Raw genomic sequence first — 14,732 nt, 5'->3', positions numbered from 1 at the left:
GCGGGGAGTTGTGACCCTAAGGTCACGGAAACGCTTTCTACGAGAGGAGTTAATGAGGCGTCCACGCCGAACAGCGTTCAGAAGGGCTTTCACCGCGCCGCCCCGCCTCGCGGAGGGCGCAGAAGGAGGCACATTCCGACTACGGACGCCGCTCGACGCCGAAGAGGATGGCATACAGGACCGGCACCACGATCATCGTAAGCACCGTCGCGAAGAGCAACCCGGACGTGATGGTCCCGGCCCTGGCCCTCGCCGTCTCGGCGATTTCCGACATGGACCTGCCGTGACCCCCCTGCTCGTCGAACAGGCAAAGACCGGCCTTCAGAATAGTCGCCCGCCTGGCGACCGTCCGTTACATCGGAGCCGTCGCCTCCTTTCGTATCTTTTCTCTTCAGCACGTCCGTCTGGGGGCAGGGCCTGGATGCCAACAGGACAGTCTTTTGGCTTAGTGTAACGGCTCCCCAGGCCCCTCAACGAACGGGTCCGCTACACGCGCCTCGGCGCTCCCAACGCCCCTCTACGTTCCATGTGACCCCCTTCTCTCGTCGCTCCGTCCTCCTTACCTTCCTTCTCATGGGGATGGGAGTTCCGGGACAGGCCCAGCCAGCTACGCCCTCCGTAGAGGAGGTGGCCTTGACGGTGGAAGACCTGGACCGCGCCGTCCCGTTCTACCGCGACGCCCTCTCGTTCGCGCCGGTGGACACCACGACGCTCTCTGGCCCCAGCGTAGGCCGCCTCGTTGGCGTGTTGGGGCCGCAGGCACGGATCACCGCGCTGCGGCCGCCGGGCGGAGACATCGGCATCGAACGGCTCTCGATGCCAGTAACCCCCGTTCAACGTTGGAACGTTCAATGTTGAGCGTTCTAGCGTTCTGATTTCCTTTCTCCCACGTCGACGAAACGGTCACCCACAACGACCGCACATACGATCTGGCCACCCACCGCTGGGGCGACGGCACCGTAGCACCCCGTGGCGTGGTGCACCTCGATCGCTTTCGCCTGGAGGGCACCGTGCCGGTGTGGACGTACGCACTCGGCGACGCGCTCCTGGAAAAGCGGGCGTGGATGGAAGAGGGCGCGAACACGACGTACGTGCAGTATCGGCTCCGGCGGGCCCGGGCTCCAGTGACCCTCCGAGCCAAAGCGTTCGTCACCCACCGCGACCACCACGCCCCCACGCAGGCCGGCAGCTGGCAGATGGACGTGTCGGCGGTTGACGAGGGCCTGCGCCCCGAACAAAGTGAGGAAGTAGTCTCCGGGCTGTGCGTCGAGGCCTACGACGGGGCGGCGCCCATTTTTCTTCGGAGCGCCGACGCCGATCTCACGCCCGCCCACACCTGGTACCGCGACTACGCGCTCCCCGTCGAGGCAGACCGCGGCCTGCCGGACCGCGAGGACCTGCTCCACGCCGCCACGGTCGAGGCCCCGCTCGCCCCAGGCGACACGCTCACACTCACGTTCAGCACCGAGGCCGATGTGTCCCTCGACGGTCCCGCGGCGCTTGCACGCCGGCAGGAGCGCGACGAGCAGTTGGTGACGCAGGCGGGTCTCGGCGACGCCCCCGAAGACGTGCAGCACCTCGCCCGCGCCGCCGACCAGTTTGTGGTCGCCCGCTCCACGGCGGACGCCCCAGACGGCGCGTCCATCATCGCGGGCTATCCCTGGTTCGGCGACTGGGGGCGCGACACGATGATCGCTCTGCCGGGCCTCACGCTCACGACGGGTCGGCCGGACGTGGCCAAGAAGATCCTGCGCACCTACGCCCGCTACGTCGACCGGGGCATGATTCCGAACCGCTTTCCCGACCAGGGCGACACGCCGGAGTACAACACCGTGGACGCCACGCTCTGGTACGTCGAAGCCATACGCGCCTATGTCGAGGCGACCGGCGACACCGATCTGCTGGCAGATCTGTTTCCCGTCCTCAGAGACATTGTCGAGTGGCACGAGCGGGGCACGCGGTATGGCATCCAGGTAGATCCGGAGGACGGGCTACTGCGGGCGGGAGAGCCCGGTGTGCAGCTCACGTGGATGGACGCGAAGGTGGGCGACTGGGTCGTCACGCCCCGCATCGGCAAGCCCGTGGAGGTAAACGCGCTCTGGTACAACGCGCTGCGGAGCCTGGAGGCCTTCGCCAAGATGCTGGGCGAGCCCGCCGATGCGTTCGGCAAACGAGCCGATGAGGTAGAGTCCCACTTCGACCGCTTCTGGGACGCCGAGCGGGGGCACCTCCGCGACGTGATCGGCGGGCCGGACGGCGACGACCCGAGCCTGCGCCCGAACCAACTGTTTGCCGTCTCGCTCCCACACAGTCCGATGTCCACGGCGCAGCAGAAGGCGGTCGTGGATGCCTGCGCCGCCCACCTCTACACGCCCCACAGCCTCCGCAGTCTCGCGCCCAACCACCAAGACTACGTGGGCACGTACCAGGGCGACCGCGAGCACCGGGACGGCGCATACCACCGGGGCACGGTATGGAGCTGGCTCATCGGGCCGTTCGTCGAGGCGCACCTGCGGGTGCATGACGATCCCGAGACGGCCCGCTCCTACCTCGCGCCGCTGCGCCGTCACCTGGAAGGGCACGGTGTGGGCAGCATCAGCGAGATCTTCGACGGCGATGCCCCCTTCACCCCGCGCGGCACGCCGGCGCAGGCGTGGGGGGTGGCGCAGCTGCTGGCGGCGTGGAACGCCGTGCGCCGCGCTCTCCCTGACCAGGAAGGTGTCGCCTGACTCCCCTTTTTTCCCGCCTCCCTAGACCAACGCCTCGACACTTCGGCACGGCTCGAATCTGTTGTGCACCGGTCGGGCCCCGTTCGGAATAGATTTCCGTCGCCGGCCCCGACAGACGTGCTCGCGCCTAGTTCGTGTTTGGGATTCTGCCCCAGAGAGGCGCACGGAGGCCGAACAGAGGATGCCCCGGCCCGCATCATAGGGCCTTAGCACATCCGTTTCGTACACCGCCGCCGCCCTTCTCCCTCAGTCTCGCCTGGGGTCGGCACCAAAGTCGCCTCTCCTGCAAAGCCCCGGCTTGACAGTAAGATCCTTCGAAAGGCCGGAGGGCAAGAAGAGCGTCGCACGGATCTTGTGTTGTAAGAGCATTCCCTACAGACGGCCCCAGTGGTGCGCCGCACGACGGCGCTCGGGCTGTCGAAACGCCACGGATGTGTACAGCAGATCGCCCCCATGTCGTACCCGGTTCCCCCAAATGAGACTGAGCGCCTCGACGCCCTCCGGCGCCTTCACGTTTTGGACACCGATCCAGAGCCGGCCTTCGACCGGCTGACGGAGATCGCCAGCCAAATCTTTGACATGCCCTACGCGGCCGTCAGCCTCGTAACCGATCAACAACAGTGGCGCAAGGCGGCCTGCGGATGGAACCACGGCGGCGCGCCGCGGGAGCGGTCGCTCTGTACGCACGCGGTGGCGGCGGGGGAGTTGCTCGTGATCGAGGACCTGAATCACGACGACCACTTTGCCGACCACCCCCTGGCCGACGAGAGCGAACCGCTCCAGTTCTACGCGGGAGCCCCCCTTACGATGGACGATGATTTCCACGTGGGCACCCTCTGCGTGAGCGACGATCGGCCCCGCTCGTTCGAAGCAGAGGACCGCACGCTCCTATTGATGCTGGCGGGCACGGTGGTCGACTTGCTCCGGGCGCACCGACAGGAGCAAAAGATGAAGTCACTGGCCTCGGCCCTGGAGCAGGCCAACGATGCGGTGCTCATCACGGAGGCTGAGCCGCTCGATCCGCCGGGGCCCCGCATCACGTGGGTTAATTCGGCCTGTACGGACATGACCGGCTACGCGCCGGACGAACTGCTCGGCAACACGCCCCGCATCCTGCAGGGGTCCGACACCGACCCGGACGTACTGGCCAAGGTGCGGAGCGCCCTGAAGGCGGAAGAGCCGACGCGGGCCGAAACGGTCAATTACCGCAAGGACGGCACGCCGTACGTCGTGGAGTGGCGCGTTGACCCGGTGCATGACGACGGGACGCTGACCCACTGGGTCTCGGTGCAGCGCGACGTGACGGCCCAGCGCCGCCGCGAAGAGCAGCTCGAACACGCCGCGACCCACGACGCCCTGACGGAGCTGCTGAATCGCGATGCCCTGGACCATGAGGTGCAGTCCGCCCTCGACGCGTCGACTGGGGCGGCCGGGGCCCTCCTCTTCATGGACCTCGATCGCTTCAAGCAGGTCAACGACAGCCTGGGGCACAGCGCCGGAGACGAGTTGCTTCGGGCCGTGGCCACTACCGTGCAGGAGGCCGTTCGGGAGGACGACGTGGCCGCCCGGGTTGGCGGCGACGAGTTCGCCATCTGGCTGTCGGGCCCGCTCGATCGCCCGACCGTCCTTCGGGTTGCGGACCGGATCGTGGACGCCTTCGAACGGCCGTTCACCATCCAGGGCTGCACGGTATACGTGGAGATCAGCATCGGAGTAGTGCCGGACACGACCGATTACGAGCTGGCCGAGGACGTACTGCGGGACGGCGACACGGCGATGTACCGCGCGAAGGACGCCCCGGAGCAGTCGGTGGTGGTGCACACGCCCGCCATGCGACAGGCCGCCGAGGAGGAACTCATCCTCGACACGGCCCTGCACCGGGCGGTCGAGAACGAGGAGTTTGTGCCCTACTTCCACCCCCTCATTCGGCTACAGGACGGGACGCTCCGGGGCTTCGAGGTGCTCGCGCGCTGGCGCCGGTCCGACGGCGAGGTCATGGGGCCGAGTGCATTTCTCGATGCCGCGGTGGAGGCGCACCTCATGACGGAAATCGGTCACCAGGTGATCGAATCGGCGTGCCGCACCCTCCGAAGGCTCCAGGACCAACGCGGCGACCCCGTAGTCGCATCGCTGAGCGGAAACTTTGCCCGGGCGGAGTTTTTCCGGCCCGAAACGAAGCAGTTCGTGGCCGACCTCCTGGAGCGCTACGACCTCGCCCCCGACCACTTCATGATGGAAATTACGGAGCGTACGGTGGTCGCGCCGGACGCACGCTCACAGGAAACCATTCAGGCACTGAGCGACCTGGGCATCCGGATGGAGGTGGACGACTTCGGCACCGGCTTCTCGTCGTTCCACTCCCTTCTCCGTTTTCCGCTCGATGGACTGAAGCTGAGTCGAAGGATTACCGCGGCCCTCGATGAGGAGCCCGGCGGCCGGGTTCTCATCCAGTCGGTGCTGGAGGTGGCCGAAGCCCTCGACCTGACCGTGACGGCGGAAGGTATCGAGACGCCCAATCAGCTGTCGACAGTCCGGGATCTGGGGTGCACGTACGGGCAGGGCTTCCTGTTTACGCGCCCTGTCCCCGCCGATGCCCTCCCCGACCTGCTTGCGGACCCCCCGTGGGCGACGCACTGGTCGACCTAACCTCTCTCAATCTCTGTGCTCCGATGCGCGATTCCCCTTCCCCGAAGGCATCCATTCTGCTTGCGCTCGAGCACCGCCCCAGCGCCGAGCTCCTCCGCGAGCACCTCCGGCGGCAGGGCCACGAGACGGTCCACGTCGAGGACGGTCGGGACGCCCATCAGTACCTGGAGACCGAGTCGCCGGGGGCGGTCGTGGCGGGCACCCGCCTCCCAGGCCGGACCGGCAGAGAACTGGTCCGCCTCGTGCCGCCATTCGACCCGCCCGTTGTGCTTCTCGGCCGGCGGGGAAACGACGGCGAGGTGGTGCAGGCGCTCGAACAGGGCGCAGCCGACTACATTACCCGTCCGTTTTCGCCCCCGGTGGCCGCGGCCCGGGTGCGGCGTGTGCTCTCGTTTCGGGAGGCGTTTCCCCACGCCGCCGCGTGACGGCATTGACTGCGGTGTTCTTCTGCGCACGATGAGCAGGCCCCACCATGGGTGGTCTTACACTTTTTGACTGGCTGCCCCGCTCAACCCCGGGGCCGCTGCTCGTGCTAATGAGCGTCGCGCTCGCGTTTTTCCTGCTGGCGGGGATCGCGGCGCTCGTGGCGATGGGCATTCACCTGTTCGACAAGTGGCTGGATCGTCGGCAATGCCGAGAGCGGGCGGCCTGGCGTCCTCGTCTCTACGAAGTACTCATGCAGGAGGCAGCGCCCGCCGCGCTGATTGACCACGTGCATCCGCTCCGCTTCGATGCCTTTCTGGCCTTCTTGACACCGTACGCCAGCACGATCGAGGGGAACGAGATGAATCACCTCCAGGCCCTCGCCCGACCGTTCTTGCCCGTCGTATGTGAGCGAGCAAAGGCGGGCCCGCCTCTGCGGCGCACCCGCGCCCTCCGGCGCATCGGCCTCTTCGGCGGCTCCCGTCACGTGCCCCTGCTGCGGACGATTCTCCAAGAGGACGCCCCCGACCTCGTACTCCGGGCTGCCATGCGGGAGTTGGGGCGGCTCGGCACGGCGGCGGACGTTCCCCTGATCCTGGAGACCATCGACCAGCTGACCGACATGGATCGGCGACAAATCAGCTCGATCCTGTACGAGCTGGGCGAAGAAGCGGCGCCAGTCCTGCGCAGCGCTCTGGTGAACGAGGTCGGTCCCTCACAGGAGCGGTCTCCCTTCGTCCGCGTGGTGTGTGCCGAGGCACTCCGGTGGCTCGGGGACGCTCCGTCGGGACCGACCGCCGCCACTCTCCTTCGGACGAATGAAGACCTAGACCCGGAGGTGAGGGCCAGCCTGCTTCGGTTGCTCCGTCGCGTGGGACGGCCCCACCACGCCGCCGCTGTCCGCCCCTACTGCGAGTCGCCCGTCGCGTTTGTGCGCATCCATGCCGCCCGGGCCCTCGGGTCACTCGGCGCGGCGAGAGACGAGGCGCCTCTCGAAACACGGCTCCGGATCGACGACAACCGGTGGGTGGCACTGAGTGCCGCGAACGCCCTGGCCGAACTGGAAAGATGGGCGCCCCTCCACCGCCTCCACGATGACAGTCACCCTCGCGCCTCCCTCATCGCTGGCCTGTTGCCCTCCCCTGAATGATGGACACTGCTCTTCTGTGGGCCAATTACCTCGTGCTGGGCTACTTCGTGGTCCTCAACTCGGGGTATCTCCTCATGAGTGCCGTCACCGTTCGGTCGCTCGTGCGCTACCGGCACCTCCTGCGGACCTACGACCCGGACCACGCGCTCAGTGCCGAGACGCTGCCCCCCATCACCCTCATTGCTCCTGCCTACAACGAGGCGGCGACCTGCGTGGAGTCGACGCGGGCGTTCCTGAGCATCGACTACCCAAACGCCGAGGTCCTGGTCGTGAACGACGGGTCGACCGACCAGACCCTGGAAAAGCTCATCGAGGCCTTTGAGTTGGAGCCTACGGCCCGTCCGCCCACTGCCACGCTTCCCACGGCTGAGGTGCGCGAGACCTACCAGAGCCAGGTGCACCCGTCCCTCTGGGTAATCGACAAGGAAAACGGCGGCAAGGCGGACGCCCTGAACACGGGCATCTGCTACTGCAACGCCCCGTTCTTTTGTGCGATGGACGCGGACACGATCGTCGAGCGGGAGGGCCTCATACGGATGGTGCGGCCCTTCTTGGAGGAACGTTCCACTGTGGCGGTGGGGGGGATCGTGCGCGTGGCCAACGGATGCACCGTGCGGTCCGGACGGGTGCGTGACGTGGCGCTGCCTCGGGCGTGGCTGCCCAAGCTGCAGGTACTAGAGTACCTGCGGGCCTTCTTCTTCGGGCGCGTGGCATGGGACGAGATCGGGGCGATGCTGATCATCTCAGGAGCCTTCGGCCTCTTCCGCCGCGAGACGGTCGTGGAGGTGGGCGGCTACGCCACCGACACCGTGGGCGAGGACATGGAGCTGGTCGTGCGGATGCACCGGCGTCTTCTGGAGCAGAAGAAGGACTATCACATTCGGTTTTTGCCGGACCCGGTGGCGTGGACCGAGGTGCCCTCAACGCTGCGGGTCCTCCGGAGCCAGCGCAACCGGTGGCAGCGGGGGCTGGCCGAGACGATGGTGCGCCACCAGCGTATGCTGTTCAACCCGCGGTACGGCGTCGTGGGACTCGTCGCGTACCCGTTCTTCTACTTCCTGGAGACCTTCGGCCCCATCGTCGAATTTATCGGATACCTCCTGTTCGTTTTTGCCCTGCTCAAAGGGGCCCTTTCTCTGCCCTTCACCGTCGCGTTCCTCCTGGTGGCCTTTGGGGTGGGCACCGCCCTTTCCCTCACCGCAGTCGTCTTGGAGGAGCTGTCGTTCCGCCGATACAAGCGGACGGGAGACCTGCTTCAACTGTTTGGACTGCCGCTCGTCGAAGCCTTCGGCTACCGCCCCCTAAATGCCTGGTGGCGCATGCGGGGGTTGTGGTCCTATTTTCGGAGCGAGGAGGGGTGGGGCGTGATGGAGCGGGCCGGATTCAACACATCCGAGGCGTAGCGGCAACGCCGGGATGGGGCACTTTAGAATTCGTACGTGACCGACGCGCTAACGCTGACGCGCTTCATCGTGCGTGTCCGGAGCTCTTCCTCGTCGTACCCCACGCTCCCCCCCACCAACGTGCGCGAGCTCAGGGGCACCTGGCCATCGACCGAGACGCTCCACGACGACCGGCGCCGTACATCTTCCGCGAACACGGGATCGCTCGGGGACGTCCCGGCACTCCCCTTGATGCTGACGTACGTCTTGGCGCCCCCGAAGTAGCGCCGTACCTGCACCCCACCCGACAGGGACGTGCCCGAGGTCGAGGGGGTGACGTAGGTGGTGCCCCGAAACAGGTAGTTGCCGTGGTACCGGGTGAGCGATCCGGTGTAGATGACGGTCTCCGATCCCCCGAAATTCAGGTACCGGGCGCCCAGCTCGACCGAAAAGCTCCGGGGCAGGCTCTTGTAGAGGGATGCGCCCCATCGGAAACCGGGAAAGATGGACGAGGCGGAGGCCCCCACACTGACGTACGCGTAAAGTCCGTTCGCGAGGGATGGATAGGCGTCCACCTCAAATTGCAGCCCGTTGGACGAGAACCGGTTGGCGTACCGCACCCGCCCGATGACACTCCCGATTGGGGTCTTCCGCCCCAGGGTTGCGACGCCGAACCGCCAGGGCGTCCGGCCGCCGCGGAACGTGTCCTGGCGGTAGGACAGGGAGGCCGTGTACTTTAGCTGCTCGTACCGCAGTTGCCGCAGTGTCGCCCGTGCGCTCTCCCTGGACGGGTCGGCGGCAAGGAGGGCATTGAGCTGCGCCACCGCGGCGTCCGGGCGGTTCAGCCAGCGCAGGAGTCCGGCGCGCTTCTCCATGAAGTACGCGTCGTCGGGGTAATGGCCAAGCGCCGCGTTTGCGTGGTTCAGGGCGACGTAGGGACGGCCCGACCAGGACTCTACGTCGATGATGGCCTTGAGCGCCTCGTAATGGTCGGGGGCCCGCTCCAGAACATACGTCAGCTCTGTGCGGGCCGAGTCGCGCCGCCCCTCCCATGCGAGGGTGCGGGCCACGAAGACCCGAATGCCGTGGTAGTTGGGGCTCTGGGCCAGCGCGTCGTACGCCAAGGCGCGGGCCCGCTCGTAATCGCCCGCCCCGAAGGCTTCTGCACGGGCCGCCTCGAACAGCGAGTCCGCCGACTGGCCCCGGGCGGACGAACCAGGCCCGGTGGCGAGACCACCCGCCAATAGCAACAGCAGAAGGCCGAGGCGGAGCCACCGGCCGTTTGGGTATGCGAGGAGTTGGGTCATGAGTCGAGGGACTGAGTGAGGGCGTCTACTTGGTCGTGATCAGGGGCCACCCGCTCGAGCGTCGAGAGAGCAGTCGCGGCGGCGGTTCGCCGGCCCAGGGCAACGAGGGCCCGAACCTTCCGGGCGAGGAGCTCCGGGTGCTCGGGATGAACCGACAGGCCCTCGTTCACGACGTCCAAGGCCCCTCCGGCGCGCCCGGCCCAGAGCTCCGCGTCGGCGAGGGCAGCGTAGGCGTCGACGTAGGATGAATCGCGCCGGAGGACCTCCTCGAAGTGACCACGCGCAGCGTCGAGCTGGCGGGACCATGAGTAGGTGCGCCCGAGGAGCGTGCGTACATCGTGGAAGTCGGGATTCCGGTCCAGCAGGCGGCGGGCGATGATGCGCGCCACCTCGTATTCGCCGTCAAACGCCAGCTGGCGGGCCCTCTGAAACTGCTCCGAGGTGTTGAGGGCCCGCGCCTCGAGGTCCGCGAGGATCGAATCGCGCCGGGCGGACGGAGTAGAGCGTGGCGACGGCCACGACGCGGCCCGGAACGGCGTGGTGGGGGGCAGCTCGGCGAGCGGCACGTCGGGACCGAACAGCCGGTCGTTCTGGGTGACGTACTGATTGGTGCGCTTGAACCGCGCCAGGCGGCGTTGCAGGTCGGTGCGGCGGTCGGGGGCGTCCTGCGGGGTCAGGGACAGGCCGGGGCCGAGCCGGTACAGCTGCTCCCCCGCCAGGTAGGCGTCCCCGTGGAGGTAATCGATCAGCTGATTCTTGTTACGCATGAGCGGCATCGAGTGGACATTTCGGAATTGCCGGGCCGTGTCGATTTTCGTCCCGAGCCAGTGGGCCCGATCCGGAAGCGGCACGTCGTGCTCGTTCTGCAGGAAGGCCAAGAGCGTAGGCACCACGTCGGCGTGCGTGGACACCGACGCGAACGTTGCCCGTCGCTTCAGCAGCGGCGAGTAGATGATGAGGGGGACGTGATAGCGGGCGATCTGGGAGGGTTGCGGAATCGGAATGAGCCGGTGGTCACCCGTAATCACGAAAATCGTATTCCCGAACTCGGGCCGCTGCCGGTAGTCGCGAAAAAATTGCCGGATCGCCTCGTCGGTGTACAGAAACGTCGTGAGCTCGGACCGGTAGGTGCGGTATCGGGACTGAGCGTCTGGGCCGGGGTTGAGGGCCCGGAACCGCTGCTCGAAGCGTCGCCGGTACCGCGCGTCGTCGGGCACGGCGAACGGGTCGTGGGTCTGCAGGGTATGGAAAATTTCGAGGCGCGGGGTGCGGGCCGTCGTGTCGATCATGGCCGAGGCCCGCTCGAACATCTGCTTGTCGGGGTACCCCCAGTACCGCGTCTCCCCCCCCGGATCGTCCCCGAACAGTTGATTGAGCCGGTTCCGCTCTACTACACGGTCAAAATCCTGGCGCCCCAGAAACCGGTCGACGTTGTCGAAGGGCGTGAAGAAGCCGCTGTAGTAGCTGGTAAAATACCCACGCTCCCCGAGGAAGCCGGGGAGGGTCTGGTGTCGAGGCATCTGGTCGCCCATCGCCATAAACCCGCGCTCAGCGTAGGGGAGCGATCCGAACAGCGAGGGCATGAGCCCGAATGTGCGTCCGGTCGTGCTCAGGAAGTTCTTCCAGTACAGGCCCTGCTGGGCCAGGGAGTCGACAAACGGCGTAAAGCCTCCGTACGTCGCGTCTTCCCCGACAAAGTCTTTGCCGAGTCCCTCGAACACGATGAAGACGAGGTTCGGCGGCGCGTCACGAGAGGGCATCGACTCCTCGAAGAATGGCCCGAGCACGTCGTCGTACTGGGCCCGGTACATCCACGGGTACTCGGCATGGGGCGCGGCGGTGGGGGACGCCGCCTCGGGCTCGGTGCCGTCCGGCGGGTCGGGAGCCGAGGCCGCTTGATCGAAGAAGAGAGCCAGGGTGTGGCCGATGAAATACGCCGTCTTGTTTGGCGCCAGGTGCTCGGCGGCGGGCCGCGCAGGGGCCGATCGAGGGGCCGAGGCAAACACGCTGCCGACCATCAGCACTGCGACGGCCATACCGGCCGCTGCGGGGGCGTCCCGTTGGCGAGTCGCCCAGGCAAGCCCCGCCACGCCCCCCGCCAGAAGGAGCGCGAGGCCCCAAAACCAAAAGTCGGACGACCCGGAGGCCCGCACGGTGTCGAGCACTTCGGTCACCTCGTAGGCCCAGAGATCCGCCTCCAGGGGCTGCAGGGTCCTCGCGAAGTAGCGGATCAGGGCCAGATGCAGGACCGCGACCACGGCGGTGAGTCCCGCTGTGCTCCAGACGGCGACCCGCCGTCCGACGAAGGTGCCCGCGAAAAAGAAGACACCCAGCACGAGCCCGAGGCTTAGCGACGCGTCGAGGTCGTGGAGGAGCCCGACCAGTTCATACCGCCACAGGGAGACCGAGAGGGAATGATGGGCCCACACATACCCGTACTCGACCGCCCGGCCCGCGGCCAGAGCGACGAAAAGAACACCCCAAATCCAGGGGAGGTGGGTGAAGGTTGTACGTACCCGTGAGCGGAGCTGCATGTCTGGTGGGAATCGGTCCAGGGTCTAGAGCCGGTCTGGAGCAGGTGAAGAGTACCCGGAGAGGCACACAGGTCCAATCCGAAAATCCGTCCCCCATGACCACAGCAAACACCTGGCCACCGTTAGCAGTCCGATGACAGTTTTCCCTGATGGGGCATTGAGAAATGAGAGACGCCCAGGAAGCCCGGCAGGGCCGCCCTACCCAATCGTCGGAACGCCGGTGAGGAGCGTATACCCCACAATGCCCACGACCAGGAGCGTGATGCCCCCGTGCACCCACCGCCGGTCGGTCGCGATCAGCCCGCCCAGGACCACGGCAATCCCGACGTTCAATCCGGCATTCTGCACCAGGTGCGCGGTCGTGAGGACCGCCTCTCCCTGCATCGCCCATTTGGCCAGGTTGAACAGCTGACTCGACACCAGCAGCCCGATGAACGTTCCGAAGAACCACCGGCGGTGAGGCCTGGAAAAGTAAAAGACTTCCAAGTCTAAGACGCCGTTGCGCCCGCCTGCCTCTGCCCCAGTGCCGTCGGACTCCGTCGTTCTCCCAACCGCCCACGCCGGATCGGGCAGGGCGAAGGCACAGAGCAGGTAGAAGAGCAGAAACGCCAGCAGCACGGGGGCAAAGGCGGCGACGTGGGCCAGGGCGTCGTCCCGGAGGAACCGAAACGCCTGCCACCACACATTCAGGACGAGCAAAAACACGATGGCCGCCCAGACGAGGGGCAACCAGTGCCAGTGCACCGTTCGGCCGGGGCGCACGAGCTCGCGGAGGCTCCGGGCCAGGTCCGTGAGCCCGAGGCCGACGATGATGGAGACGAGGGCGATCAGGTATTCGAGTTGAGACATGAGAACGGGAGCCGCGGGACAACCGGAACGCACGCTGTCGACACGTAACCGTGCACGGCGCGCAGGTTCGGGGGCCTCGACAGCCCTACGGATCCGTGCCGGAGGCTGCCCTCGGCCCGGAACCGAGACGATCGCCCAAGCGGTCGTCCCTTACGTCTCGAGACAGTCGATCGGCTCTTCGGCACGTCCCTCCGGAGGGGCTGCGTGGACGGCGGTCTCCTCATCGAGCGTCCGGTTGAGGGCCACGAGCCCGGTCTTGAGGCGCTCAACAAGGCGGGTGCGCGTGCCGGAACTGAGCGAATCGTAGCACCCCTCGCGCAGTGCTCGGAGGGCATGGCGGTGGTGACGGCGGGCCTGATACAACTGGTCTGTCATGGGCGCAAGTAGGCATGTGCGGAGGCGGGTTGAGCCGTAGCCGTTCTGCCATGAGTCAGGGACGCAGGGAGGACGATTATTGGGGCCGTTGACGCTTAGTGCGTGTCGCATGTCTCCGCGGCGTTTCAAGTCGTCTTCTCAGCAGCGGACCGCGGGCTCCCATTCGAGCGCGCCCGGGAGTAGAAGACCGACGTCAGGTGTAACGCCCCCGTTCGCCCCAAAACGCAAGGGGCGCCGCGCTCTGGGTGGGGGAGCGCGACAAGCCGCCTCCCCGCAACACCGACAGTTCCGCCTACAGTTCTCAGCATCGATGTCGGCCCCCTCGACAAAAGACACGACGCGCATTGGATTTTCGGCCACACTCCGGGTCATGTGCGCCGCGGACCGGCACGACGAGATCGAACAGGTTACGGGGCTGACGGCGTCCCATCAGCACGAGCACGGCGAGCCGGGCTTGTTCGGGCAGCCCTGGCCGAAGGACCTCTGGGCCCTGGAGTCGCCCCTGCCGCCAGACACAGCCCTCGGTGAGCACCTGGATTGGCTGTGGACCCGGGTGCAGCCGCATCAGGACTACTTCCGCGAGCTCGCCGCGGAGGAGGGCGTGGACGTCGACCTGTTCTGCGGCTACCGCAGCGACTGTGCCGAATGCGGGTTCGAGGTGCAGCCTGAGGCGCTCACGATCGTGCAGGCGCTCTCGGTACCCCTCGAGGTGTCGGTGGTGTTCACGTGAGCAGCCCGGAATCAGCCCGATGCCCCGTTTGCCCGTATTCAAATCGTCATGGCTTCCATGACTGGTGTTCTCCCAGACAAGGTGGTCGCTCTGTTCCGTCACGTGGGGCGGTTTGTGTCCCTGCTGAGAGAGGCATTCGGGAGTCCCATCTACGACCGTTCGACCTACCGCCAAAACCTGGCCCGGGAGATGAAGCAGGTCGGCGTGGAGTCGCTCCCCATCGTCGCCCTCGCCGCGGCGTTCACGGGGGGCGTAACGACCGAGCAGACGATCTACCAGATGCGCTACCCACTCATTCCGGAGAGCACGGTGGGCGCCATCGTGGTGCCGTCCATCATCTTGGAGTTTGGGGCGCTCATCACGGCGTTTATCCTAGCGGGACGCGTGAGCGCACGGATTGCGGCGGAACTCGGGTCGATGCGCACGAACGGCCAGATCGACGCACTCAACGTGATGGGCATCAGCGCGTCGGGCTACCTGATCTGGCCCCGGGTGCTGGCCGGCGTGCTCACCTTTCCGCTCCTGTACATCGTCGCGAGCGTGGTGGGTGGAGCGGCCGGGTTCGGGGTGGCCGCCACGTCCGGATCCGTCACGCCCGCCGAGTTTT

At 66.7% G+C, this 14,732-nt stretch carries 12 protein-coding genes and 1 pseudogene; 9 read left to right on the top strand and 4 right to left on the bottom strand.

Annotated features, from left to right (window positions below; genetic code table 11):
* Nucleotides 1-528: 528 nt before the first annotated feature.
* The 7 genes and pseudogenes from V5A20_RS09355 to V5A20_RS09325 all read left to right on the top strand — a co-directional run bounded on the left by V5A20_RS09355 (nt 529) and on the right by V5A20_RS09325 (nt 8,351).
* Complete coding sequence (locus V5A20_RS09355; RefSeq protein ID WP_332327193.1) at nt 529-858, top strand: VOC family protein; 330 nt, start codon at nt 529-531, stop codon at nt 856-858.
* 35 nt (nt 859-893) lie between these two features.
* Nucleotides 894-1,436: pseudogene (locus V5A20_RS09350) on the top strand (glycogen debranching enzyme N-terminal domain-containing protein); the annotation flags it as partial.
* 39 nt (nt 1,437-1,475) lie between these two features.
* Complete coding sequence (locus V5A20_RS09345) at nt 1,476-2,729, top strand: amylo-alpha-1,6-glucosidase (protein WP_332327194.1); 1,254 nt, start codon at nt 1,476-1,478, stop codon at nt 2,727-2,729.
* 453 nt (nt 2,730-3,182) lie between these two features.
* Nucleotides 3,183-5,375 (top strand): putative bifunctional diguanylate cyclase/phosphodiesterase, encoded by a 2,193-nt coding sequence (locus tag V5A20_RS09340; RefSeq protein ID WP_332316153.1) that lies wholly within the window; start codon nt 3,183-3,185, stop codon nt 5,373-5,375.
* A gap of 23 nt (nt 5,376-5,398) precedes the next feature.
* Entirely contained in the window at nt 5,399-5,800 is a 402-nt protein-coding gene (locus tag V5A20_RS09335) for a response regulator transcription factor (protein ID WP_332316154.1), read from the top strand.
* 47 nt (nt 5,801-5,847) lie between these two features.
* Nucleotides 5,848-6,948: a HEAT repeat domain-containing protein gene (locus tag V5A20_RS09330; RefSeq protein ID WP_332316155.1), complete on the top strand. Its 1,101-nt coding sequence runs from the start codon at nt 5,848-5,850 to the stop codon at nt 6,946-6,948.
* Nucleotides 6,948-8,351 carry a glycosyltransferase family 2 protein gene (locus tag V5A20_RS09325; RefSeq protein WP_332316156.1) on the top strand — a complete coding sequence of 468 codons (1,404 nt, stop codon included), beginning with the start codon at nt 6,948-6,950 and terminating at the stop codon, nt 8,349-8,351. Before V5A20_RS09330 ends, V5A20_RS09325 begins: the two co-directional genes overlap by 1 nt.
* A 23-nt stretch (nt 8,352-8,374) precedes the next feature.
* Here V5A20_RS09325 and V5A20_RS09320 read toward each other — a convergent pair whose 3' ends face one another.
* The 4 genes from V5A20_RS09320 to V5A20_RS09305 form a co-directional block, all read right to left on the bottom strand.
* Nucleotides 8,375-9,637, bottom strand: coding sequence for a YaiO family outer membrane beta-barrel protein (locus V5A20_RS09320; protein ID WP_332316157.1), 1,263 nt, complete (start codon nt 9,635-9,637; stop codon nt 8,375-8,377).
* Nucleotides 9,634-12,171 (bottom strand): sulfatase-like hydrolase/transferase, encoded by a 2,538-nt coding sequence (locus V5A20_RS09315; protein WP_332316158.1) that lies wholly within the window; start codon nt 12,169-12,171, stop codon nt 9,634-9,636. The genes V5A20_RS09320 and V5A20_RS09315 overlap by 4 nt, the downstream gene beginning before the upstream one ends.
* Before the next feature lie 198 nt (nt 12,172-12,369).
* The gene (locus V5A20_RS09310; RefSeq protein ID WP_332316159.1) at nt 12,370-13,020 is read right to left on the bottom strand and encodes a hypothetical protein; all 651 of its coding nucleotides are present in this window, start codon (nt 13,018-13,020) and stop codon (nt 12,370-12,372) included.
* Between the two features lie 150 nt (nt 13,021-13,170).
* The gene (locus V5A20_RS09305) at nt 13,171-13,395 is read right to left on the bottom strand and encodes a hypothetical protein (protein ID WP_332316160.1); all 225 of its coding nucleotides are present in this window, start codon (nt 13,393-13,395) and stop codon (nt 13,171-13,173) included.
* A gap of 310 nt (nt 13,396-13,705) precedes the next feature.
* Here V5A20_RS09305 and V5A20_RS09300 point away from each other — a divergent pair, with 310 nt between their 5' ends.
* Nucleotides 13,706-14,125, top strand: a complete 420-nt coding sequence (locus tag V5A20_RS09300; protein WP_332316161.1) for a DUF4279 domain-containing protein — start codon at nt 13,706-13,708, stop codon at nt 14,123-14,125.
* Nucleotides 14,126-14,182: 57 nt separating this feature from the next.
* The coding region (locus tag V5A20_RS09295; protein ID WP_332327192.1) for an MlaE family ABC transporter permease at nt 14,183-14,732 on the top strand (550 nt) is incomplete at its 3' end.

It is taken from the genome of Salinibacter sp. (assembly GCF_036626415.1).
In the GTDB taxonomy this organism is placed as follows: domain Bacteria; phylum Bacteroidota; class Rhodothermia; order Rhodothermales; family Salinibacteraceae; genus Salinibacter.
Note: the sequence above shows the minus strand (reverse complement) of the source record. Positions and strands in the feature narration are given on the sequence as shown.

Coding starts and splice junctions, on each gene's coding strand:
- V5A20_RS09340 (WP_332316153.1), top strand. CDS start 3,183: ATGTCGTACCCGGTTCCCCCAAATGAGACTGAGCGCCTCGACGCCCTC.
- V5A20_RS09335 (WP_332316154.1), top strand. CDS start 5,399: ATGCGCGATTCCCCTTCCCCGAAGGCATCCATTCTGCTTGCGCTCGAG.
- V5A20_RS09330 (WP_332316155.1), top strand. CDS start 5,848: ATGGGTGGTCTTACACTTTTTGACTGGCTGCCCCGCTCAACCCCGGGG.
- V5A20_RS09325 (WP_332316156.1), top strand. CDS start 6,948: ATGGACACTGCTCTTCTGTGGGCCAATTACCTCGTGCTGGGCTACTTC.
- V5A20_RS09320 (WP_332316157.1), bottom strand. CDS start 9,637: ATGACCCAACTCCTCGCATACCCAAACGGCCGGTGGCTCCGCCTCGGC.
- V5A20_RS09315 (WP_332316158.1), bottom strand. CDS start 12,171: ATGCAGCTCCGCTCACGGGTACGTACAACCTTCACCCACCTCCCCTGG.
- V5A20_RS09310 (WP_332316159.1), bottom strand. CDS start 13,020: ATGTCTCAACTCGAATACCTGATCGCCCTCGTCTCCATCATCGTCGGC.
- V5A20_RS09305 (WP_332316160.1), bottom strand. CDS start 13,395: ATGACAGACCAGTTGTATCAGGCCCGCCGTCACCACCGCCATGCCCTC.
- V5A20_RS09300 (WP_332316161.1), top strand. CDS start 13,706: ATGTCGGCCCCCTCGACAAAAGACACGACGCGCATTGGATTTTCGGCC.